The following is a 21,319-nucleotide window of genomic DNA, read 5'->3' as shown; positions in this document are numbered from 1 at the left end:
CCCGTTGCTCTCTAAACTCTGTGCCAACTGGTATCAAACTTGTTGACAACTTCCGGAGAACTCGCCACCGGCGAACGCGCTAGGGTGGCGGAAACTCTGACACGCCTTGCGCTGCATGATCCAGATCCAAAGTGGCTCGAGGACCTGCTGTTGCACTGGCTGCAGTCATCCGAAGACGTGTGGTTGCGTGGTGTCGCTGCCACTGGCCTCGGTCACGTGGCACGTATTCACCGACGCCTAAATTGCCAGCGTGTGATCGGTCCGCTGTTGGCCTTGCGGTCTGACCCGGAGGTTGGTGGCAAGGTGGAGGATGCCCTAGAGGACATCGGCCAGTTCGTTCGACCGGAGACGGGCGAACATGCATCCACACGCCTCGGGTCACAAATGAGAGTTCTTCAAAAAGGTGATGTGATGAACAATTCGGAAGACGATACGCATGACGAACTCCGAGCCATGAATTGGGATTGGATTCCTGGGTTGCGGTGTGGGCCGTTTCGGTTCGGCAAGCCGCTGCCGTCGCTACCGGAGATTGAGCTCGCACGTCTCGAACCTTCCTGCGAGGGGGCCGACTGGCACGTCTATCGAGTCGGCGATGAGGAGGCTCGTGTTCAGGTCGATGACGGAACGGTCACGGCCGTGGAATGCGTCAGGTCACTGAGCTATCTGGGTAGCAGCGAGTTGCTCGGGTTGTCTATACCGGCGGTGGAAAGCCTCCTCGGACGGGTTCTTGTGCGAGCGGAGCACTGGGGCGATGATACGGCGATGTACGAAGCGCAGAGTCTTGGACTCACTCTTTGGGTCGAAGGTGGGCGGGTAGAGTCCACCACCGTGGAAGCGCAAGAGGTGCCCGGGTGAACCCTGGAGGTGTGTGAGCTCGTTGAATTTTGTGGCCCTTCTTTAGTTGTGCGGCAGTACCTCGCATGCGAGGCTGCCGACGCCCACCATCGTCGGGGTGATCCCTGCCCGAAGGTCCTGTACCTTCATATTCGTCCAGCATGGGCAAGTGAGCAGTCAACAGGTGGTCGCGGTCGCTCCGGCCGACGGGCCTGGTCCCGAAGTCGCCGACGCTCGAACTCGACCAGCTGCGGCACTGCACGGTGGCCTCGCAAGACGTCTACTTCCAGTACGCGGGCGGACAGCGGGTCCGCCTCCTGTCACACTTGTAAGCAACTCTATGAAAGCAGAGGCAAGGTTTCTGAAGACTCGCGGGGGCATTACCGTTTTTGCCCGAGTGAGGCTCGAGTTTGTCCCCGACCCCACGAAAGGGCGGACAAGCGCCGAATTGGCGCTTGGCAAGCGACCCAGTCGGGAAAACGGGGAGATAGATGAGCAGACCGCGCCAGGTTGGTGCGAGGGTGCACTCACGGGCGTCCAAGATGCCCTCTCAATTCTTGGAGAGGTTCCTGCGGGTGTAGTTGTCGTCACGGTCATTCAGGGTTCCCCAGTAGATACGACCGTCGACGCCGTTGCCTGTGCGGCGGCGCTTGCAACCGCTAGGTTGTTCGGTCGGGAGTCGCTCCGAGTGTCCCACGAGCCTCCTTGGCGAGTTCTGCCTGCCTGAGCCGAATGATCCCTGCCCGAAGGATCCTGGCGATCGCAGGGGGATCAGGTACACGTCGCCGCTGACGTAGTCGATGCGCGCGCAACCAACAGGTGGTGGCCGTCGCTCCGGTCGACCGGCTTCGTCGTGAAGTCGCCGACGACCGCAAGTTCGGCGAGCGCCATGACGGGATGAAGACGCCTCGCCGGGCGCCGGTCTCGCCGACTGGACAGTGCTCGTCAACCAGCACACGATACCCGCGATGCCGACCGCCGCCGCGCCTTCGCTAGAGACGACCGTGTACATGGCGGCGATGGCCTCGGCGTTCGTGAGTGACATTTTGACGTCAACTTCACCCTTCATCATTTTCACCCCGAAAATCAGGCGACAACCGATGAAAACGCAAATTGAGAGCGCAAGTGCCTTCCAGATGGGGGCAGGGAAATACGCAGTGCGCCTGCCGTGGAGGCAATACCGAGGACTCGCGCTCAGCGCAGATGCCGTTGCCTTCGCCCATGCGATGGCGACTCACCTGGCGCCCGAGATTGAGGGCACCGAGACTGACGTTGATGGCCTCACCGAGATCGCTGACGCCCTGCAAGGGTTCCTGGACCTACTCAAATCAAAGACTGCCGCCAGCCTGGTGGATGCACCCTCACCGCCCGAGGGAGTTGCGCTCTGCATCCGACCACTTCAGATTGCGAAGACCTGGGACAACAAGCTGTGTGCGGAGGTGCATCTTGACACGATCGCATCATTTTCAAGTGTAGCGCACGGAATTGTCCGGGAGATTGGTGCGACAAAGGCCCCGCACGCGGCGGAACTGCTGGCGGTGTTGCACGGTTGGTACAATGACCTCAAACCAGCCTTGACGCCCTGATGAATCTAGAACCGAACATTCAGGAGGCGTTGCGGGCCCAGGCCAGGGGCGGTTCAACCGTTGCAGATCTGATCCGGATGGTGCGTCGGCGTGCGGAAGTGGACGGACCTGGGGAAGGTCGAATGCTCGTTTCTGCCTATTTGACCCGGACTTTCGCCATCCCGCTTGACCGCGTTGCTGAGATCTCCGGCTGGGTCGGCTTCGGCGACACCGACGGCCAGACGACCGATGATGAACTAGAGGTTCTTCTCGGTCCCTACGTGCACCGCGCGTAGGCGGGCAGCGGGATCACGCGGGGGTAGGGATCACGCGTGCCGCCGGCAGGGATCACGCGTGCCGCCGGCACCTGCTCGAAGGTCCTGTGCCTTCATATTCGTCCACCATGGGCAAGTGAGCAGGCGTCGCCGGGAGTGGGTTTCGCCAACTTGTCAGTGCCGGTCAACCCGAACACGATAGCCGCGATGGCAACCGCCGCCGCGTCTTCGCTCGAGACGACCGCTTTCACTTCGTCGAGCACCACGCCGCGCTCGGGCGGGTGCTGACCGCTATCTCCCGCGACAACTCGCAGGTCGCGTACGGGTACAACGAGCGCGGTGCGCAGACCGTCGACTGCAAGCACCGCGGCTCGAGCACGGCCACGCCCGCAGTGCGGACCTCACGCATGGCGTAGCCCTGAACGAAGGTGAGGAGATCAAAGATGCCGGCACTGAGCGAACACGTGAACATGTACAATTCTGCTCTCAATGTCCTTTCCAAGAAGGGCTTTCAGGTTTGGACAGTAGACAACGGCGAAACTGTGTGCGCCGAGCGCGGCGGGTGGGATTTTTTTTTCGCCGACAATCCCGTTTCTCTACTGGGACTGGTTGCCATCTTTGAACACTTGAGTCTCACAATGTTTTCAGATTACTGGTGGAGGCCGACGGGGGAATTGACTACCGAGACCTTCCGACAGAACCCCAACCCTACGAGTCAGTCATCACCCACCGACGGTAGCTGTCGGCATGCATATATAGCGGGGATCTGCAATTGCGACTGAGGCCGTGATGGGCCCAAAACTAAGTCGGGGAAGCTATACTTGGCAATTCTGGCGAACGAGCGAGCGGGTGTCCATACACTGAATGTACGGAATGAGTGATAGATCGTCGCTGCCATCGCCCACGACACCAGCAATCCCGTCCGCCGCCCGTTCGGGGTCCGGTTTGCGGCCCCAAGGGGTGCTCGATAGGCCCAAGATGCCCGTCGTGTGATCCCTGCCCGCAGGTCCTGTACCTTCACATTGGCCCAGCGTGCACAAGTGAGCAGTGAGCAGTGAGCAGTGAGCAGTTAGCAGTGGTCGCGGTCGCTCCGGCCGACCGGCCTCATCGTGAAGTTGCCGGCGATCGCAAGTTCGGCGATCGCCACGACGGACGAAGGCTCGCCGGTCTCGCCGACTGGACATTGATGGTCAACCCGAACACGATGGCCGCGATGGCGACCGCCGCCGCGTCTTCGCTCGAGACGACCGCGTACACGTCGTCGAGCACTCACGACGCGCTCGGCCCAGTGCTGACCGCGATCTCGCCCGACGGCTCGGAAGTCGCGTACGGGCTCGCCGACGCCGGCGTCCAAGGCGACTCCGCCGGTGGCATCCGCGCGAACAACCGGACTGCAAACCGCTATCTGCGGGTGAAAGGGATCGAATGATGTCCGCAATCCTGGAGCCGTGCCCCCACTGCGGAAACCTGACCGACACGGGAGTTGGGCAGTATCTTCGGGCCGACGGAGTCCTGGTATGGTCGCTGTCCATACACTGTGCTTCCTGTGGCCTAGTTCAGGAATCCGATGACCTGGGCTTCCCTCCCAAACGCTATCGGGAGTATATTATCCGACAGGAAGGGCTTTGGATGCTCGTGGTCGTCCCGACCGAGAAGTCGGGGAGGGCGCGGGCTGGGCTGATCATGAAGCAAATGCTATCCTTGGACACACGGGATGTCGCCCGATTGCTCAAGGCAATGCCGGGTGTCATTTGGCAAGGGACCAAGAGTGAAGTTGATTGGCTGTGCCGCCGGGTCTCTCAGGCAGGGGTTGATTGTGAGAGTCGACTGTGGAACCTAACTGAGGGCGGGCCACCAGAAATCGGGCTCGGAACCAGTCGGTTTGGGGAGTGACCTGATCTGGGGAGAAGTCCGGGTGATCCCTGCCCGCAGGTCGGGTACCTTCAGATTCGTCCACCGTGGACAAGTGAGCAGTCAATAGGTGGTGGCGGTCGCTCCGGCCTCGTCGTGAAGTCGCCGGCGATCGCAAGTTCGGCGATCGCCACGAGGGATGAAGGCGTGTCGTCGGCACCGGTCTTGCCGGACTGGACAGTACTGGTCAACCGGAACACGATCGCCGCGATGGCGACTGCCGCCGCGTCCTCGCTCGAGACGACCGTGTACACGTCGCCGAGCACCCACGCCGCGCTCCCCCGCAACTCGGCCGCGGCGATCTACACGAACAAATAGACGATGATGACTAACTGGTAGGCGAGTTCCCCCTGCTCGAGCTAAGGGGTGTCCGTGACGTCGGCATTCACGTATGATCCCGAGTTGGTCACAGCCCGAGAGTCCTGTACGCTCATGTTCGTCCTCCAGGTACCGCCATGACTCTCATCGAAGAAAACACCCAGGTCCTAAACCTTGTCCAGGCAATGATAGGAGCCGTCTCGCCGAACCTACGCTGGGTGACACTCGATGCACCGAAGCCAGGCAAGGTGCACCTACGGTTTGTAATTGAGCGGGACAGCTCCGATGATCGAGAAGAGATCGAAGACATCACATTTGAGTTTGAGGCACTTCAGGTGCAGGGCATTGATCTCGACGTCGATGTCATCGTCGACGACGGACCAATCGCCGAAATCGGGTTGCCGGGCCGAGTCGTGTTTGGCCGCAAGGGGTGATCCTTGCCCGAAGTGCACCTAAGACGGCAAGCCCGTACTGGCGGACACCAGCCCCGACGTACGGTGGATCGGCAACAGGCGAGCGATCCTCACCCGCAGAAGGAACGCCGCATCGCCGAGCTCGCGTACGAGCGCCGCGAGACGCCGAGCAAGATGATCTTCGATAGCCTCGGGCGGCCGTTCCTGGGCATCGAGGACCTTGGCGGCGGGACGAGCTACGAGACCAAGGGTGGGCGCGACCTACGACGCGCAGCGCCGGCCCGGCGACGGCTACGTGCAGTCGGCGGTGGGGAGCGAGATCTTACTATCACCCGTGACCTACGGGTGATCACTCGGCAGCACGTCAACAAGGACTGGACAATGCTTGTCAACCCGACCACGATAGCCGCGATGGCGACCGCTGCCGTGTCTTCGCTCGAGGTGACCGTGTTCACGTCGTCGAGCACCCGCGACGGGCTCGGGCCGCTGCTCGCTGCGATCTCACCTGACGGCTCGGAGGTCGGGTACGGGTCCAGCGAACGCGCCGCGCTGAAGACCGGCCTGGCCCGACCGCTAGAGGACATCGAGCAATTCGTTCGACCGGAGACGAGCGAAAATGCCTCACACGCGTCGGGTCACGAATGAGCTGGTACGAGGATCTTACCCCATGCGAGTACTCTCCGATTTTCTCGTACCCAACATGTGCGACAAGGCAGCGATGAGGCCTCTACATGCGATATAGTGACCTCAGCAAGTATAGCTACACCAAACTCAGGTCGAGGGCATCGCTTCTCAACGTGGGATGGCTCGACCTGGACGCGCCTTTCCTCGAGGGGGCGGTTCCTGCTCAGGCCATCGCCAGGATCGAGGCGGCCATTCCTCTGTACCTCAACGCGATGCGAGGCATACATGGGTGCCCCTTTTGTGGGGACAGTGACATCTACGCGGATATTGACGGGAAGAGCACGCTGCTTGGGATGTCAGATATTTGGATTCCCTCCAAGCTCAGTGAGACGGTGTACATCGCGCCAAGCCTGATCCTGCACTACATTACGGCCCACCAATACATGCCACCTCGTGAAGTCGTTGATGAACTCCTCGCACTTCCCCCCTTCCCCGCACTCTGGAACACGCCTGAAGGGAGCTATGCTAAGCTAGTCAAGCGCTATGGTGATCGGGATTGATCGACGTGCTGCCCTGCTTCCTCTTCCTGGCCGAGCACCCGCTCGGACAACCCCAACCACGCTCCGAAGAAGCGGCGGCTGCTCGCCCCGTTGTGCGACCGAGGCAACCATGGACAAAGTAGAACGGGTCATCGAGGGCCCTACATCTGAGCAGGATGCGACCAAGGATCTTCGTCGCTGGCAAGCAAGGCATCCAGAAATATGGGACAGGCTGGACGAGGGCCACATTATCGTGGATCATATTCGCTCAGAGCACGGCAAGACTCGAGTGCAATACCGCGCGTTTCTTCATCCCGATGACGCGGCCTTGATCGACTCCGCCGATCTCGAGGATGCTGAGTGACCACCATGTTGCGTCTCGCTAGCAACCTGAAGAGGAAGAGGAGGAAGTAACATTGGCAAGGCTCAAATGCGCCCGACACGGAATGCGGTTCGCCCCCCGATTCTGCGAGCACGCAGCGTCAGCAATAGCGTCCCGTGAGCCCATCAAAATCTATCTTCAGCTGGATGAGTTCGGCTGGTACTCGTTGTGTCCCGCTTGCGTCCGATCTCCAGGGAACAGTCACATTGCGGAGGAAGAGGTATGCGAAGAATGTGTCGCCGAGTGGGCTACCCAAACGGGCAGCGACTACTTGGCGCGATGTGAGTCTCCGGTCGAGGAGTATCCCGAATTAGTGAACTCAGGGTGAGGATCGTGGCCACGCTTACCGAGCCTACGCCACCAACGAGCGGGACGGTGTGGACGCGCCCACCGTCGTCGCGGACTGGCGCGCGAGCGGCCGGCACCGCACTGCGTTCTGTGAGCGCCACGGGATCGACGTCAACGTCTCGATCGCTGGGCGAAAGCAGCTACCGTCAGTTCCGGCGTCGGCGGCGGTATTCTGTTCGGGTTGCTCCCCCCGCGACGATGACCGCGAGTGCCCCCTAGACCGGATGCATCTGACCCAGGAGCTCTGTCCCATAGTTGGCGCGCGAGGGCTTACCATTTGGCCGCGGCGGAACGCCGTTTCATTTCAGCAGAGCAATCGATGACTGCCGCAAAGACAGCCCTCACGCTAAACACGACCCTGCCCATCGACGACGTTCTCGTTGCAATCATGTCGGTCGTTGGCATCTCGCTTGCCGCAGCACAGGAAGGCCTCTGGAAAACTAGCGGTTTCGAATCTGTCTCGCTGACTCTCAAAAGGCACGAGACACACAGCGATGAGTACGAGTTGAGGATCGATATCGACCAGGAACACCCTCGGTACGTCCGCGAAGCTCGGCATCTGGGTGACCCAACAGGCATAGCGGATAGGATGAGGATTTGTCTACCACAAGAAGGAATAGTGGTCCTGAGCTGATCCTGCCCGAAGCGGGCAACCACGCGTGAGGCCACCGGGGACAATCTTTCCACTATGCCATCATGAACAGCGATCTTGACAAACAACGGATAGATCAGTACCTGGCCGAAGCGCCGGGGCTATCACCGAGGATTGCTTGTGGAGAACCACGACAGCTAGGTCGCAAGTTGATGTTCGCCACCTCAGATCCCGCAGGGCGCGCCTATTTTGGCCCCGCACTAGCGTGCCCCCTGCCCGAAGGCCCAGTGGCTCTGCATCCGCTCATCGGGCACAACTGAGCAGTGGGAGTGGTCATGGCCCCGGCCCACAACCTGCCGTGTTGTCGTCGAGACGCCGATGATGAGCAGGGTCGGAGATACCGACGACGCACGGGGGTCTTCATCACGCGACCGCCGCTCTTCCCACCTGGACAGCGCTCGTCAATCAGAACACGATGGCCGCGATGGCGACCGCCGCGGCCACGGCCTACAGGAACTGGCGGTTCGACCCAAATTCGCCATCCGCGGGCGCGGCACCTGTACAGACCGGAGCATGACTGGAAAGAATCAAACTAGCTGGCTCGGTGACAAAAGCGCCTTTCCGGTTGGAACCGTTGTTGAGGTGCGGGTCGAAATGGTTCATGAGTTCGGGGCATTTGTCTCGATTCCAGGATCCTGTTTTCCCGGAATAAGATTTACCTCGAGTAGGGACGACTGTGCTCGCTGTCGTCGTGGGGCACCGAGAGTTGAATCGCCAAATTGCGCTCAGCCTGCGAGACTCCGATTTTCACGAACATCGAGACGAGGACGGCGAATGTGGCCCAACTGGGCGCCTCGACCGGGAGCGACACTAGGCAACCCCGGCGGGAGAACTGTGGCTTGGCTTCTCCATTCTTTCCTCCAACTGACGTATACCGCCTTTCCTATAGCTGACCGATCGACCAGGCGGGCCCACCGCCAGCTATCTCGCTGCCACGGTGGACTACGCGCCTGAGGCCAAGATCAGGGTGCCACGTGTTGCCAATGAACGTCAATGCACTGAACTTGGAAGGCTAGTGCGGCCGGCACCTGCTACAGTGACGCCCATGAGGGCCCTCCCACTGCTCACGCTCACCCTGTCGATCGGATGTGGGCGTGCGACCGGGTGCGCTGTTCCTCGCTCCAACCCGCAGCCCGAGTTCATCCTGAAAGGTCACGAGGCCGGCCTGACTGGAGGCAAACTCGATTCGCGCGGCGGAGTTGTCGTGACCTACGCCAGCGACGGCGCAGCCCAGCGCTGGTCGCTCGAGACTGGAGAACGCCTCGGGCCCCCCGTCCTGCTGCTCCCGTTCGCTGAGTCAGTCGATATCAGCACCCAAGGAGAGGTCGCAGTCCTAGGGGAGGACGATGCTGTGGTGCTGTGGAAACCCACTGGTGGCCCGAACAGCGAGGTCGTCGCCAGCGACGCGACCACGGCTAGCTTCGCAGACGGACCGCCATGGCTACTCGTCGGTGGCCGTGATGGTGCCGTGAGGATCTGGAGCGTAAACGAGGGAGCACTCCTCAACGAACTCGATGGACACGAGAACGAAGTTTGGACTGTTTGTTCCGACGCAGATGGCAAGACAATCGCAGCCGCGGGAAATCACGAGAGTGGCTCGCTCTGGGACCTGCAGACGGGCTCCCGCAAGAGCCTGGAAGGTCACTCCAAGTTGATCATGGATATCGCCCTCTCCCCAGACGGCTCCAGGGCGCTGACCGTGAGTTGGGATGAAACAGCGATCTTGTGGGACGCTCACACAGGCGACGCGATCAAGACGCTAGTTGGCCATTCGGGACCCCTCTGGACCGGAAAAATCAGCCCAGATGGAAGCAAAGCCATCACCGCAGGGGATGACGGCAGCATTCGTATCTGGAACACTACAAACGGAGATCTCGTTTCGAAAACAATCAACGCCCATGACAACACCATCGACATCATCGAGTTCTCTCCCGATGGAAGCCTCTTCGTCACAGGAGGATGGGACCACGTGGCTCGCACCTGGAAACTAAGCACCGGTGAATCCTTGGCCACGTTGGGTATTCACTCTAAGCGTATCACCGACGTGAGCTTTGACGAGAGTGGCCGCTACATACTCACAACGAGCATCGATAAGACGGCGGCTGTATGGACCATGGCGAATGCTGGGCCACCGTGACCCCGCGAAGCCCTCGAAAATGAGGGGTCACATCCCCCCAAGACCACCGCATAGCATGTCGACGTGGCCGGTCATTTCCTACTCCTCAACATCTCCCAAGCCGACCTCGGCATCGCGTGCTCGAGTCTCGGCGGGGAGCTGTCGCCGCCAGTACACACCAATGTCCCAACCTCCGCAAAGTCGTTGACAAGCCTGGCTTCGGTCTTGAACTGCGGGTCGATCCGCAATCGCAAGCACCTTCCAAGACACATCTACCTCCACTTCTACACGCTGTTCGAGCCAGACATCGTGCCGCAGTGGATCCACGCGCTGCGCCGTCCGCATGGCGTGGGGTTCGGTCTCAAGTCGTTGTGCGGCCCAGCGCAGAACGCCTGGGACCAGGGCGACCAACAAGGTGCAATCTCAGCTCAGGCGGCGAACGGGCGCGCGACAGTCGAGATCTACTTCATCGGCGGATCCCGGCCATAGGCCACCCACCCGTCCACGCTGCCCCCCACTACCAGCGCGACTGCACGTCCTTCATGAAGCCGTAGGGATAGCCCAGCTCGAACGCGCTGGCCTCGTCGAGCTGCTGCATGTCGGCCTCGCTCAGCTCGAGCGCCGCGGCTTTGAGGTTGTCGTCGAGCTGGGCGACGCTGCGCGCTCCGAAGATCACCGAGGTCACCGCCGGCTTGTTCAGCAACCACGCCAACGAGACCGCGGCCGGGGTTGACTCGTGCGCTGCCGCGACCGCCTTGACGGCCTCGAGGATCGCCCAGTTGCGGGGGGTGTTGAAGCCGGCGTAGCGCTGCTTCCACTTGTCGAGGCGGCTGCCTGCCGGGGCCGCGCCGTCCTTCTCGTATTTGCCGGTCAAGAACCCGCCGGCCAGCGGTGACCACGGAATGATGCCGAGCTGGTGGGCCTGACAAGCCGGCACGTGCTCGCGCTCGATGTCGCGGGTCACCAGGCTGTACTGGGCCTGCAGCGCGATGAAGCGCTCGAGCCCCTGGTGCTCGCTGGTCATCACGCTCTGGGTCAGGCGGTAGGCCGCGTAGTTGCTCGCGCCGATGTAGAGCACCTTGCCTGCGCGGACCAGATCATCGAGGGCGCGCAGGGTCTCTTGCTCGGGCGTGTCGATGTCTTGCATGTGGATCTGGTAGAGATCGATGCGGTCGGTTGCGAGCCGGCGCAGGCTGTCTTCAACGGTCTTCACGATCCGCCGCCGCGAGGCCCCGGTGTTGTTGGGGCCCTCGCCCATGCGAAACCGAAACTTGGTCGCGAGCACGACCTCGTCGCGGCGCTTGGCCTGGGTGAACCACTTGCCGATCACCCGCTCGGTCAGGCCGTCGTTGCCGTAGACGTCGGCGGTGTCGAAAAAATTGATGCCGGCGTCGAGCGACTTGTCCATGATCGCAAACGAGGTCGCCTCGTTCGCGCCAACCCCGTGCATGAAGGACGTCTCGTCGGCCTCGCCGAAGGTCATGGTTCCAAGGCAGAGGGTCGAGACCTTCAGGCCACTGTGTCCGAGCTTGCGGTACTCCATCGCGCGCGATGATGCCCGAGCCGTCGGTCGATCTGACAGGGCAATGGTATAGACTGGCGGCTGCCGTGCCCGGACCCGTGTTCATCGCTGGCGCGACCGGTTACACCGGCCGCGAGGTCGTGCGCGAGAGCGTTGCCCGAGGACTCGAGACCGTCGCCCACGTGCGGCCGGACAGCTCGCGGCTCGAGCATTGGCGCAAACATTTCGAGGGCCTCGGCGCGCGCGTCGACACCAGCGCGTGGACGCTCGAGCAGATCGGCGCCACGCTCACGCGCCTGCAGCCCAGCCAAGTTCACGCGCTGCTCGGGACCACGCGCAAGCGCGGCAAGCAAAACGATGGCGCGGGCACCGGGTCGAAGGTCGCGGACACCTACGAGGCGGTCGACTACGGCCTGTCGATCATGTTGCTCGAGGCCGCCCTCGCGTGCGGCAGCAACCCGCGCTTCGTGTACCTGTCTGCGCTGGGCGCTGACGGCCGCTCGGTCAACGCATACATGGGCGTGCGCAAGCGGGTAGAGGCGGCGATCCGGGGCAGCGGGCTGCCCTACTTGGTGGTCCGGCCAGGGTTCATCACCGGGGACGACCGCGACGAGACCCGCGCGGCCGAGCGGGTCGGGGCGATCGTCGGCGACGGGCTGCTGGGCGTGCTCGGGGCGCTGGGGGCCAAGCGGCTGCAGGCTCGCTATGCGTCGCTGACCGGGGCGCAGCTGGGCGCGGCGATCGTCGAGCTCGCCTGTGGCGCGCGCGAGCACGCGGAGCTCGCGGACACCGAGCGACTCCGCGGGTGTCTTTGATCCCCCACTCCCCTTCGCACTTCAGGTCAGCCCGGTCAGCGGTCCCGTTCCGTAGATCGGGTTGCCAAACTCTTCCGCTTCGATCCCCATGGAATTGAGCAGGGAGACCAACAGCCGGTTGTGCCCGGTGTCGCCCGAAAACTCCACGTAGCGACCGGTCTTGAAGAACCCGCCCGCGCTGCCGGCGACCACGTAGGGCAGATCATGGCGGTCATGGTTGTTCCCGCGGGCCTGCTCGTTGGTCCACAAGATCACGGTGTTATCGAACACGGTGCCGTCGCCCTCGGGGATCGCCTTGAGTCGATCGATCAGCGCCGCGAGCTGGCTCGCGTACCAGGTGTTGATCAGGGTGTTGTGGTGAACCTTCATCGTCTCCTCGTCACCCTTGTGGGCGAGGGCGTGGTGGCCGTCCGTGATCGCGGGATCCACAAACGAGAGCACGGCGCTCGATGTCGAGTTGGTCCACATCAAGGTTGCGACCCGGGTGATGTCGCAGGCGAAGGCCATCGCCAACAGATCCATCTGCAGGCCACCGATGACCGGCATGTGCTCGATCTTGTTGACGTCGAGCGCCTCGCCAAGATCGAGGGGCTGGCACGCGCCCGCAAAGCTGACAATGGCCTTGTCGAGCCGATCACGGATCGCGTCAATGCCCAGCAGGTGATTGTGGAGCTTGTCCCGATCCTCGCCGCCAAGCCGGTCACGCAGCCGCTTGTAGTCCTCGGCGACCACGTCGAGCACGGAGTGCCGCCGGGTGGTCCGCTGCGCGACCTCGACCGGGTCGCCAAGCGAGTCCCCAAACAAGCGCTGATAGGCGGCGTAGGGGCTGTTCTCTGGCGGAAGCGGCTGGCCCGGCCCGCGATACGAGATCCGCCCGCGGACGTTGGCGCCCTGCACGGCGACGCCAAGCTCGAGCGAGGTGTAGGGCGTGTCTTGGCCGATGTGCTTGGCGATCTCTTGGTCAACGGAGATCCCGCCAGCCCAGCCCGCCGTCTGTCCGCCGCCGCCCACGAAGTTGCCCGGGAGCAGCTCGGTCGCGGTCAGGCACTGACCGGTGCCCTTTTGGTGGGCGTCACCGGGCGCGCTGCCCCCCATGTTTGGCGCCATCGCCGAGAGCATGTCCACGCCGCCCACGATCAGCAGATCCTGCTTGTGAGCGGCGAGCGGCGTCAGGATTGGCGACAGCTCGAAGTCGGTCTGTGAGACTACATTTGTCGGCCAGAAGTTCTTGGCGATCGTGCCATTGGGCGTGTACATGACAATGAAGCGCTTGGGCGGGTCGAGGACACCAGCGCGTGCAGGGGACCCGCGCATGGCGTCGAGCAGCGGAAGGCCAATGGCGAGGCCACCTAGCCCGCACAGGACCGTGCGTCGCTTCATGGGGGAACGGCGAATGAGGGTCATGGCGATTTCTCCTGGACCGCGTGGCGGTAGCGAAATGCGTCGGTCAGCGTGAGCGCGACGATCAGCTCTTTGATGTCGTAGTTGGATGCAGCGAAGGCGGCCTCGAGCGCGTCAAGGGTGTCCTCGTCCTCGTCGGTCTCGAACCGGCCGTAGCCAAAGCGAAACCACTTCTTCGTTACGCACGCCTTGACCTGTTCGCTGCTCGCAAGCAGCTGCGCGAGCTCGACGGCGCCGGTGAATGCCGCGTCGACGTCGGTCCCCTGCAGCTCGCCGCTCGCGTCGACCTTCAGCCCCCACTCGGTGGCGCGGTAGCGGCCGATGCCGTCAAAGTTCTCAAAGCCAAAGCCGATCGGGTCCATGAGCGAGTGGCACCCGGCACAGACCGGATTCTCTGCGTGCTCGGCGAATTGCTCCCGGGTCGTCTGGTTCGGGTCCACGGACGGCGGCTCGGGCACGTTGTCCGGGGGTGGCGGTGGCGCCTGGCACAGAAGAGTCTCGCGCACGAAGAGTCCCCGGTGGATCGGCGACGAGCGATCGGGCTTCGCAAACAACGCCATGATCCCGGGCTGGGTCATGATCCCGGCGTACCTGCTGGGGTCGAGGTCGACGCGGGCAAACTCGATGCCGGGCGGACCGTCAACCCCGTAAAAGTCGGCGAGTTCCGCGTTCATCATTGTAAACGGCGCGGTGAACAGCAGCTCGATGTTTGCGTCCTGCTCAAACACCGCGTGATCGATGAAGGCCTCGGTCTCGAGCCGCCACAGCAAGGGCAGGCCCTCGTAAAAATCTGGGTAGATCTTGGCGTCTTTGCCATTGGCCAGGATCGTCGGCTCGATCTCGTCGAGGTGCAGCCACTGCCGGTGAAAGTTCTTGACCGCCTCACGCGCGCGCGGCGTGTCGAGCATGCGCCGGGCTTGCGCTTCGATCTCTGCGGGATCGCGCAGCCGGCCGGCGTCGGCGGCCTCGAACAAGATCGAGTCGGGCATGGTGTTCCACAGCAAATACGAGAGCCGCGAGGCGATCTCGTAGTGCGTCAGCTCGACGACGTCGCCGCTGGCCGGATCGGCCATGCCAAACTCGACGCGATAGATGAAATGCGGCGATTGCAGCAGGGCCGACACGACCATCTCAACCCCGGTCGTTGGCGAGTAAGGTGCCTGATCGGGGGCCGCCCCCTGGGCGAAGAGGTTGACGTAGGTCTGGACCTCCGCCTCCGTCAGCGGGCGGCGGAACACCAGCTTGCCAAAGCTGCGAACAAACGCGTCGGCATCGCTGGCGCAGGCGTCCGCTTTGGCCGCGAGACCCTGACAGTTTGGCAGCTGCTGCATCAGGGTGGGCGTGTGGGCTGCCGCGAGCTTGTCGGCGGCGACCATGTAGCTCTCGGCGAGCAGCGGGCTGACGACGAGCACGTCGGCCTGGTTGTCAAACCCGCCGGCCTCCTCGTCGGGCGGAAACGCGTTGGCCGGCTGGCTGTTGTCGCCAAACAGCTGGTACACCGTATTGTTGTACTCAACCCGCGTCAGCCGACGGATCGGCGTGGGGCCCGGCTCCGGGGTCACCGGGTCCGGCGTGACTTGTTCTGCCGCGCCGATGTCGGTCTGCGATCCACAGGCAAGCAACGGGAGCGCTGCAAAGATGAGGGTGACGGTTCTGTATTCCAGCATGGTCACTACCTGATGTTCAAAGGTCACAGCGGGGCCAACCGGGCGAGCAGGCCATCGCTGCGCCCCGCGTTGTCGAACACGCCGATGTCGCCAAAGTCGACTGTGGGGCCAAGACTGCGCCCGCCATGAATGACGTGTCCTGTTGCGGCCACGGCGATGTCGTGGCCAAAGTCCGAGCCGGAGTCGCCAAACCGCCAGCCGCCGACGTAGTCGCCGTTGGCGCTGAACTGGGCGTGGAAGACGTCGGGCCTCTCACCCTTGGCGGCTAAACTATCGCCGCCGCCGAAGTCGAGGACGCCGTAGAGGCTGCCGCCAACGTGAATGCTACCGCTGGCCTCGAGCGCCAGGGTCAGCCAACTCTCGGTGCCGCCAAGCTCGAATTGATCGGCGGCGTCGCCGTAGCGCTCGCTCCACACATGCTCCCCCTGGCCATCGAGCGTGGCCAGGAAGATGTCACGCGCGCCCGCGCTGTTGAGTGTGTCGCCGCCAAAGTCCACGCTGGCGGAGATCGCCCCGAGCAGCACGATGTCGCCGTCTTGCTGAAGCCGAAGATCGTGGAGCTCGTCTGGACCGGAGCCGCCAAACGACCGCGCCCACAGCACCTGCCCGGCTTCGTCGAGGCGGGCAACATAGATGTCGAGGTCACCCGCATGGGTCAGCGTCTGGCCGCCAAGATCGAGCGCCGCGCCGAAGCGGCCGCCGATCACGATGTCGCCGTTCTCGTCAACGTCAACGCCGAAGCCGTAGTCGTCGCCGGCTCCGCCAATTTTCATGGCGAAGGTCGGCTCGCCAGTGTCGCGCGCGAGCCTGACAACGAACGCGTCGCGCTGCCCGGCAGAGGCGAACTTGGCCACGCCAAAGTCAATCTTGCCGGTGAAGGTGCCCGTGAGAATGACGTTGTTGTCTGCGTCAAACGCCAGTCGCGCGGCCCGGTCCGGCTCGTTGTCGCCGAAGATCTGACTCCAGATGTGGTTGCCTTCGCTGTCGAGCTTGAAGACGACGATGTCGTTGCCTCCGGCGGCGTGGAGCGTGCCGCCGCCGAGGTCAATTGTGCCGTACATGCGGCCAACGAAGACCAGGTTGCCGTCGCCATCAATCGCCATCTTCTGGGCGATCTGCGTGCTGCTATCGCCAAACCTGCGGCTCCAGATCGGGTTGCCGTGAAGGTCGTGCTTGCTGACCACGAGGTCTTGTCGGAGCGGGTCCGACGGCTCCGCGATCAACGGCGCGGCGCCGAAGCTGACGGCGCCCTCGAAGTCTCCGAAGCTGTAGACGTCGCCGTTGTCCGGGTCGACCGCGACCGAGCGAATGGCTTGATCGTCGGGGTTCCCGAAGCGACGCCCCCAGACGTCTCCGCACGCGGGCATCTGACCGTCGCAGTCCTCATCGACGTCGGGCGTGAAGCAGTTCTCTCCGAGCGGCGTGACCTCGCCCTCGCACTCGCTCCAGTCCAGGCCGCTGGTCTGACATGTGTGGGTTCCGCCCTTGCACATGCCGACATTGAGCGTGCTCTCGGGACCGCTGTAACAATCCTCGACGACGCCCGGCTCGCACTCGCAGTCAACGCAGCCGGGATCCGGGGGCAGCAGGCCGGAGATCCAGTATTCCAGGCAGGTGACCTCGTCCGCTTCGAGCGGCTCACTCCCCATCGGCATGCGCACACCGCAGTCTGGCTCGGTGACCTTGGTGTAGAGCAAGCTTGCCTGGGGTTGGGTCGAGTCCGCGAGGATCCCGCTACAATTTGTGCCCGAGACCCCCGAGACCCGGGCCTCGACATTTGGAGAGATCAGGTCGAGCGCGGACGTCGACGACACGCCGACGCCATGGCAGGTCTCACCATTGCAGCGTTGGATGAAGATCTCCGCCACGTCGCACTCGAACACCCCGGTGTCGCCGACGAGCACCGGGAGGTCGCTATCGGGCCCCGTCTCGGGCTCCGGTATTGTCGCTTCTGCGCCCTTGCAGCCGAGCATGAGCACAAGGGTGGCCACAGGCAGAGCGGTCCCTTTGGCAACACGAGCGTTCGCTGCCCAGGGTGAACCAGTCCACGAAGGTGTCCGCAAGCGGGCGAGAAGCCCTCGCCCGAGCTGAAAGCAGATAGCCATTGGACGCTTTGATAGTCCTCAAATTGTTGGCGCTCAAACTGAATCTTTGCGCGTTCCTTCGCCCGCCGCGCAGGCTCGCGGCGGGCAATGCTCGCACTCCACACCGGCGACGCGCATACAAGCTATAATACAGGTGGGAGGATACAACATGATACAATGTGGCGTTCGCTGCTTTATCTCATTGTCGCTTGGAGCGGCTCTGGCCTGCACAGACAACCCGAACGCGTCGGGCACCACCGGGTTCGCAACGGTCTCGGGAACCGGCGCCGCCCCGGACGCAACGGACGGCGACGACGCGACAAGCGACGACTCCGAGGGCATGGCCGAGACCAGCGGCGAGGACGACTCTGGGGTCGTCAACGTGCATCCGCCGCCCGAGCATGAACCCCCGGTTGATCCGAACGAGCAGATCCCGCCGCCCGACGATGACGGCTGCCACGGGCTCTATGCGCAGGATCTGTTCCCCACATTCAACCTGACGCTCGAGCCGGTCGTGTGGGAGATGCTGCAATACGAGTGGGATCACGGCAAGGACCTCGAGGAGGAGGGCGAGAACCCCAAGGCTTACCACCCGGTCACCGCCTTCGAGTACGAGGACATCGCGATCTACGACGCGAAGATCCGGCTGCGCGGGAACACGACCTGGTGGGACCCGATCCCCGGCGACAAGATGCAGTTTCAGATCGGCTTTCACACGAATGACAAAGACGGCCGATTTCTGGGGCTCAAGCGGCTCGCGTTCGACGCCGCCACCGCGAATCGGCACATGCTGCGCGACCGCCTCGCGCTCTCGATCATGCGGGACGTCGGTATCCAGGCGCCGTGCGCCAACAACGCTCGCCTCGTCGTCAACGGTGAGTATTACGGCATCTTCACCAGCATCGAGAAGCTCGACGAGACCTTCCTCGAGCGCAGGTTTGACGACCCAAGCGGTGACCTGTGGTACCGGACCCACTGGGAGCTCAAGACCAACCTCGACACCGCCAACACCGATCGGATCGAGGCCCTCGAGGACGCGAAGACGCCCAAGGAGCTGTACGAATACCTCGACCTCGACCAGGCCCTGCGGGTGTTCGCGGCCGAGGCCGTGCTGCCCTTCTCGGATGGGATGTGGGCCGGGGGGCTCAACTACTATTTTTATGATGAGCCGATCGGCGGCAAGTTCATGATGCTGACCTGGGACCTCGACAACACCTTCGAGCGGTTCCACGACAAGCAAGGCGGCGAGTACCCCTACAACCCCGACCCGGTCGTGTGGGAGAAGTGGACGAGCCACGGCCGCCCCTTGTACGACCTCGCGCTCGAGGACCCGATGTGGTTCGACTATTACATCCAAATGATCGACGAGGTGTTCCACGAGGGCTACCAGCCCGAGGTGCTGCACGAGCGCATCGACACGTACACGGCACAGATCCAAGAGGCCGTGTTGGCGGACACCAACAAGCCCTACTCGAACGAGGTCTACATGGAGCAGGTCGAGCTGCTGCATTGGTATGTTCAGCAGCGGGCCGAATGGCTCCAGGACTGGCTCGAGTGCTGGCAAGATGGTGGGGTCAACGACGGCGATGGCTACTGTGAGGAACCCTGATAGGCGGGATCCCAAGCCAGACGGCGCGCTGCGACCATGATCGGGGGGCGTCGGGCTTGGCGGGTTAGCTCACCTGCAAGGCCTGCCGCGTCGTGGCACACTGGCGGCGTCATGCGAACGTCGTTGGTTGCCACGCTGCTCCTCACCTCTCTCGCCTGCGTCGAACCTGCTGGGGCCGACAACGCCGTGCAGGGCGGACTTGGACCGAAGGCGGGCAAGACCGCGCCCGCGAACAAGCTCGTCAAGCCCGCGATCAACGTCGCGCCAAAGCAGGTCGTGGCGCCGAACAAGATCGTCGCTCCCGACATGATCGTCGCTCCCGACATGATCGTTGCTCCCGACATGATCGTTGCTCCCGACATGATCGTTGCTCCCGACATGATCGTCAGCCCCGACGCGATCAAGAACAAGATGGGCCCCGGCCCCAAGCCGGCACCGAAGTAGGGCGATGCCCAGCCTGCTCGTCGAGCAACTCGAAGTGGGCCTCAAACGGGGCTGGCAGATCGCTGGGGGCATCGCTGAGCAATTTTTCTCGCCGGGCATCAGCGTGTATTGGGTGTACTTGCTGGGCGCGGCTGCGCTGGCGCTGTTGCTGTATGTCGTCAAGGTCAGCCGCGGTCGCCCAACCCTCGCGGGCGCGCTGGCCTTCTTGTTCCCGCGGCGGATCTGGCTGAGTCGCTCGGCCGCCAACGACGTCGGGCTGTTCGTCACCAACGCGCTGATCTACTCGTTCTTGCTGCTGGTGCCGCTGCAGGCCGTCTCAACCGGCCTCGCGAGCGACACCTGGGGTTGGCTATACGCGCGGCTTGGCCCGCCAGCGCAGCCGTGGACGGGGCTGAGCATGCGCGTGAGCTTGACCGTCGCGGCTTTCATCGTCGCCGACTTGGCGTTCTTCTTGGCCCACGCGGCGATGCATCGCGTCCCGATCCTGTGGGAGTTTCACAAGGTCCATCACAGCGCAACGGTGCTCGAGCCGCTCGCCGTGTTTCGCCGCCACCCGGTCGACGTGATCGTTGACGGTATCGTCAGCGGCTTGTTGCTGGGTCCGATGTTCGGCGTGTTCGCGTGGGCCAGCGGCGGCGCCTTCGGGGTGGTCAGCGTGCTGGGCACCAACGCGATCTTGTTTGTGGCGCTGCTGCTTGGCTTCAACCTGCAGCACTCCGAGGTCTGGCTGTCGTTCGGGCCGCTCGACCGCGTGTTCATCAGCCCGGCGACCCATCAACTGCATCATTCCAGCGACGTGGCCCACCACGATCGAAACTTCGGCAACCTGTTGGCGATCTGGGACCGCCTCGCGGGGACGTTGGTGCTACCTGGCAGCTTCGCGCAGCGGCCACGGCTGCAGTTTGGGCTGGGCGGCGAGGAGCAGCGGATGCGATCGCTGCCAGGGTTGTTGGTGCGTCCGCTGATCCGCGCTGGCCTACGACTGCTCGTCCCGCTGGTGCCCAGGCGGCTCCGGGGTGATCGGCTCGAGTGAGTCGTCACTTGGGTCCTGGGCCTCCCACAGCATGAAGATCAGGCTCAGCGGAGCTCCGAGCGCGCCCGCGAGCTCGCGCAAGGTGTCGAGGTCCGCGGCGTGCTGACCCAGCTCGAGCTCGCGGATCACCGCAACGTCCAGCCGACATCGCGCGGCGACTTGCTGGACACTCAGCGCCAACGCCTGCCGCAACTCGCGGAGGTGGCGGCCCAATTCCAACTCCGAGGGCCCGGCTTTCGATCGCTCGCTGGTATCCACGCTCTCATGCTGGCGCAGTTGTCGCGACTTTTGGAGAGAGCAACCGCGCGGATAGAACAGACATATATGCCAGGCCGTGTCGCTAAATCGGTGGGGTACCCATCACGAGTCGAGGTATCAGCCTCGCTATGTGTCGGGTAGGCGCTCGGTGATCCGGCACATGCGTTGGGTCTTCCCGTGCATGCCCGACCCCGGTTGGGGGGGCGCCCACATCGATCGGTGGGGTGACACCGACACATCAGTCGGGTTGAGCCATGCCTATGCGATGGCTAACTCACGAGGCCGCCCGCTTGGCGGGGGCTTCCACGCGTCTGAATCCGTCAACTCGCGCACATGTGCCGGGGGCGTGGCTGCAGATCAACCGTTTGGGATGCCAACGTTGCTGAGCGCGTAGCCCGTCATGTCCAAGTAGGTGCAGGCGCCGACCCGGCCGCCGTAGGTGGTGAACTGCCCGGTGTCGGGGTCGACCTCGTGCGCGTTGATGCCACAGGTAAGAGAACTGGCAGAGT

22 protein-coding genes are annotated in these 21,319 nt (G+C 63.2%); 16 read left to right on the top strand and 6 right to left on the bottom strand.

Annotation, left to right across the window (positions count from 1 at the left end):
• The first annotated feature begins 42 nt into the window (after positions 1-42).
• The 3 genes from DB30_RS14330 (at position 43) to DB30_RS14320 (ending at position 2,695) form a co-directional block, all read left to right on the top strand.
• Entirely contained in the window at positions 43-855 is an 813-nt protein-coding gene (locus DB30_RS14330) for a hypothetical protein (RefSeq protein ID WP_146658878.1), read from the top strand.
• 947 nt (positions 856-1,802) lie between these two features.
• On the top strand, positions 1,803-2,420 hold the full coding sequence (locus DB30_RS14325; RefSeq protein ID WP_146658876.1) for a hypothetical protein: 618 nt from the start codon (positions 1,803-1,805) through the stop codon (positions 2,418-2,420).
• Entirely contained in the window at positions 2,420-2,695 is a 276-nt protein-coding gene (locus tag DB30_RS14320; RefSeq protein ID WP_052549066.1) for a hypothetical protein, read from the top strand. Before DB30_RS14325 ends, DB30_RS14320 begins: the two co-directional genes overlap by 1 nt.
• A gap of 92 nt (positions 2,696-2,787) precedes the next feature.
• Here DB30_RS14320 and DB30_RS14315 read toward each other — a convergent pair whose 3' ends face one another.
• Positions 2,788-3,039 (bottom strand): hypothetical protein, encoded by a 252-nt coding sequence (locus DB30_RS14315; RefSeq protein WP_146658874.1) that lies wholly within the window; start codon positions 3,037-3,039, stop codon positions 2,788-2,790.
• Between the two features lie 689 nt (positions 3,040-3,728).
• Between DB30_RS14315 and DB30_RS14310 the strand changes: the two genes are divergently transcribed.
• The 9 genes from DB30_RS14310 (at position 3,729) to DB30_RS14270 (ending at position 10,466) form a co-directional block, all read left to right on the top strand.
• Positions 3,729-4,103 carry a hypothetical protein gene (locus tag DB30_RS14310; RefSeq protein WP_146658872.1) on the top strand — a complete coding sequence of 125 codons (375 nt, stop codon included), beginning with the start codon at positions 3,729-3,731 and terminating at the stop codon, positions 4,101-4,103.
• A 629-nt stretch (positions 4,104-4,732) separates the two neighbouring features.
• Positions 4,733-4,903 (top strand): hypothetical protein, encoded by a 171-nt coding sequence (locus DB30_RS14305; protein WP_153258321.1) that lies wholly within the window; start codon positions 4,733-4,735, stop codon positions 4,901-4,903.
• 137 nt (positions 4,904-5,040) lie between these two features.
• Complete coding sequence (locus tag DB30_RS14300) at positions 5,041-5,337, top strand: MafI2 family immunity protein (RefSeq protein WP_205632979.1); 297 nt, start codon at positions 5,041-5,043, stop codon at positions 5,335-5,337.
• 63 nt (positions 5,338-5,400) lie between these two features.
• Positions 5,401-5,961, top strand: coding sequence for a hypothetical protein (locus DB30_RS14295; protein ID WP_052549058.1), 561 nt, complete (start codon positions 5,401-5,403; stop codon positions 5,959-5,961).
• An 86-nt stretch (positions 5,962-6,047) separates the two neighbouring features.
• On the top strand, positions 6,048-6,500 hold the full coding sequence (locus DB30_RS14290; RefSeq protein WP_052549057.1) for a DUF7919 family protein: 453 nt from the start codon (positions 6,048-6,050) through the stop codon (positions 6,498-6,500).
• Positions 6,501-6,609: 109 nt separating this feature from the next.
• Positions 6,610-6,843: a hypothetical protein gene (locus DB30_RS14285; RefSeq protein WP_052549055.1), complete on the top strand. Its 234-nt coding sequence runs from the start codon at positions 6,610-6,612 to the stop codon at positions 6,841-6,843.
• A 685-nt stretch (positions 6,844-7,528) separates the two neighbouring features.
• Positions 7,529-7,843 (top strand): hypothetical protein, encoded by a 315-nt coding sequence (locus tag DB30_RS14280; RefSeq protein WP_146658870.1) that lies wholly within the window; start codon positions 7,529-7,531, stop codon positions 7,841-7,843.
• A 1,063-nt stretch (positions 7,844-8,906) separates the two neighbouring features.
• A complete protein-coding gene (locus DB30_RS14275; protein WP_146658868.1) occupies positions 8,907-9,998 on the top strand; it encodes a WD40 repeat domain-containing protein in 1,092 nt (363 codons plus the stop codon).
• A 63-nt stretch (positions 9,999-10,061) separates the two neighbouring features.
• Positions 10,062-10,466, top strand: coding sequence for a hypothetical protein (locus DB30_RS14270; protein ID WP_146658866.1), 405 nt, complete (start codon positions 10,062-10,064; stop codon positions 10,464-10,466).
• A 28-nt stretch (positions 10,467-10,494) separates the two neighbouring features.
• On the opposite strand, the gene DB30_RS14265 is transcribed toward DB30_RS14270, so the two are convergent.
• Positions 10,495-11,520 (bottom strand): aldo/keto reductase, encoded by a 1,026-nt coding sequence (locus DB30_RS14265; protein WP_052549048.1) that lies wholly within the window; start codon positions 11,518-11,520, stop codon positions 10,495-10,497.
• Positions 11,521-11,585: 65 nt separating this feature from the next.
• On the opposite strand from DB30_RS14265, the gene DB30_RS14260 reads away from it, so the two are divergent.
• Positions 11,586-12,314, top strand: coding sequence for an NAD(P)H-binding protein (locus DB30_RS14260; RefSeq protein ID WP_240480231.1), 729 nt, complete (start codon positions 11,586-11,588; stop codon positions 12,312-12,314).
• A 21-nt stretch (positions 12,315-12,335) separates the two neighbouring features.
• On the opposite strand, the gene DB30_RS14255 is transcribed toward DB30_RS14260, so the two are convergent.
• Genes DB30_RS14255 through DB30_RS14245 form a run of 3 tightly spaced genes read right to left on the bottom strand, consistent with a single transcriptional unit; the run spans position 12,336 to position 17,355 of the window.
• On the bottom strand, positions 12,336-13,718 hold the full coding sequence (locus DB30_RS14255; protein ID WP_240480230.1) for a DUF1552 domain-containing protein: 1,383 nt from the start codon (positions 13,716-13,718) through the stop codon (positions 12,336-12,338).
• A complete protein-coding gene (locus DB30_RS14250) occupies positions 13,715-15,382 on the bottom strand; it encodes a DUF1592 domain-containing protein (RefSeq protein ID WP_146658864.1) in 1,668 nt (555 codons plus the stop codon). The genes DB30_RS14255 and DB30_RS14250 overlap by 4 nt, the downstream gene beginning before the upstream one ends.
• Positions 15,383-15,405: 23 nt before the next feature.
• Complete coding sequence (locus DB30_RS14245) at positions 15,406-17,355, bottom strand: nucleotide-binding protein (RefSeq protein WP_146658862.1); 1,950 nt, start codon at positions 17,353-17,355, stop codon at positions 15,406-15,408.
• 280 nt (positions 17,356-17,635) lie between these two features.
• On the opposite strand from DB30_RS14245, the gene DB30_RS14240 reads away from it, so the two are divergent.
• The 3 genes from DB30_RS14240 to DB30_RS14230 all read left to right on the top strand — a co-directional run bounded on the left by DB30_RS14240 (position 17,636) and on the right by DB30_RS14230 (position 20,552).
• Entirely contained in the window at positions 17,636-19,075 is a 1,440-nt protein-coding gene (locus DB30_RS14240) for a CotH kinase family protein (protein WP_146658859.1), read from the top strand.
• Positions 19,076-19,186: 111 nt separating this feature from the next.
• The gene (locus tag DB30_RS42265; protein ID WP_052549043.1) at positions 19,187-19,519 is read left to right on the top strand and encodes a hypothetical protein; all 333 of its coding nucleotides are present in this window, start codon (positions 19,187-19,189) and stop codon (positions 19,517-19,519) included.
• Between the two features lie 4 nt (positions 19,520-19,523).
• A complete protein-coding gene (locus DB30_RS14230) occupies positions 19,524-20,552 on the top strand; it encodes a sterol desaturase family protein (RefSeq protein WP_052549040.1) in 1,029 nt (342 codons plus the stop codon).
• Here the strand turns inward: DB30_RS14230 and DB30_RS14225 are convergent.
• Positions 20,496-20,810: a helix-turn-helix domain-containing protein gene (locus tag DB30_RS14225; RefSeq protein WP_052549037.1), complete on the bottom strand. Its 315-nt coding sequence runs from the start codon at positions 20,808-20,810 to the stop codon at positions 20,496-20,498. The two genes, DB30_RS14230 and DB30_RS14225, sit on opposite strands and share 57 nt — an antisense overlap.
• Between the last annotated feature and the right edge of the window lie 509 nt (positions 20,811-21,319).

The organism is Enhygromyxa salina, assembly GCF_000737335.2.
GTDB lineage: Bacteria > Myxococcota_A > Polyangia > Nannocystales > Nannocystaceae > Plesiocystis > Plesiocystis salina_C.
The sequence above is the reverse complement of the archived record's forward strand: the minus strand, read 5'-3'. Positions and strand labels throughout refer to the sequence as shown.

Coding starts and splice junctions, on each gene's coding strand:
- DB30_RS14325 (WP_146658876.1), top strand. CDS start 1,803: ATGCCGACCGCCGCCGCGCCTTCGCTAGAGACGACCGTGTACATGGCG.
- DB30_RS14320 (WP_052549066.1), top strand. CDS start 2,420: ATGAATCTAGAACCGAACATTCAGGAGGCGTTGCGGGCCCAGGCCAGG.
- DB30_RS14300 (WP_205632979.1), top strand. CDS start 5,041: ATGACTCTCATCGAAGAAAACACCCAGGTCCTAAACCTTGTCCAGGCA.
- DB30_RS14290 (WP_052549057.1), top strand. CDS start 6,048: ATGCGATATAGTGACCTCAGCAAGTATAGCTACACCAAACTCAGGTCG.
- DB30_RS14285 (WP_052549055.1), top strand. CDS start 6,610: ATGGACAAAGTAGAACGGGTCATCGAGGGCCCTACATCTGAGCAGGAT.
- DB30_RS14280 (WP_146658870.1), top strand. CDS start 7,529: ATGACTGCCGCAAAGACAGCCCTCACGCTAAACACGACCCTGCCCATC.
- DB30_RS14275 (WP_146658868.1), top strand. CDS start 8,907: ATGAGGGCCCTCCCACTGCTCACGCTCACCCTGTCGATCGGATGTGGG.
- DB30_RS14265 (WP_052549048.1), bottom strand. CDS start 11,520: ATGGAGTACCGCAAGCTCGGACACAGTGGCCTGAAGGTCTCGACCCTC.
- DB30_RS14255 (WP_240480230.1), bottom strand. CDS start 13,718: ATGACCCTCATTCGCCGTTCCCCCATGAAGCGACGCACGGTCCTGTGC.
- DB30_RS14250 (WP_146658864.1), bottom strand. CDS start 15,382: ATGCTGGAATACAGAACCGTCACCCTCATCTTTGCAGCGCTCCCGTTG.
- DB30_RS14245 (WP_146658862.1), bottom strand. CDS start 17,355: ATGCTCGGCTGCAAGGGCGCAGAAGCGACAATACCGGAGCCCGAGACG.
- DB30_RS14240 (WP_146658859.1), top strand. CDS start 17,636: ATGATACAATGTGGCGTTCGCTGCTTTATCTCATTGTCGCTTGGAGCG.
- DB30_RS42265 (WP_052549043.1), top strand. CDS start 19,187: ATGCGAACGTCGTTGGTTGCCACGCTGCTCCTCACCTCTCTCGCCTGC.
- DB30_RS14230 (WP_052549040.1), top strand. CDS start 19,524: ATGCCCAGCCTGCTCGTCGAGCAACTCGAAGTGGGCCTCAAACGGGGC.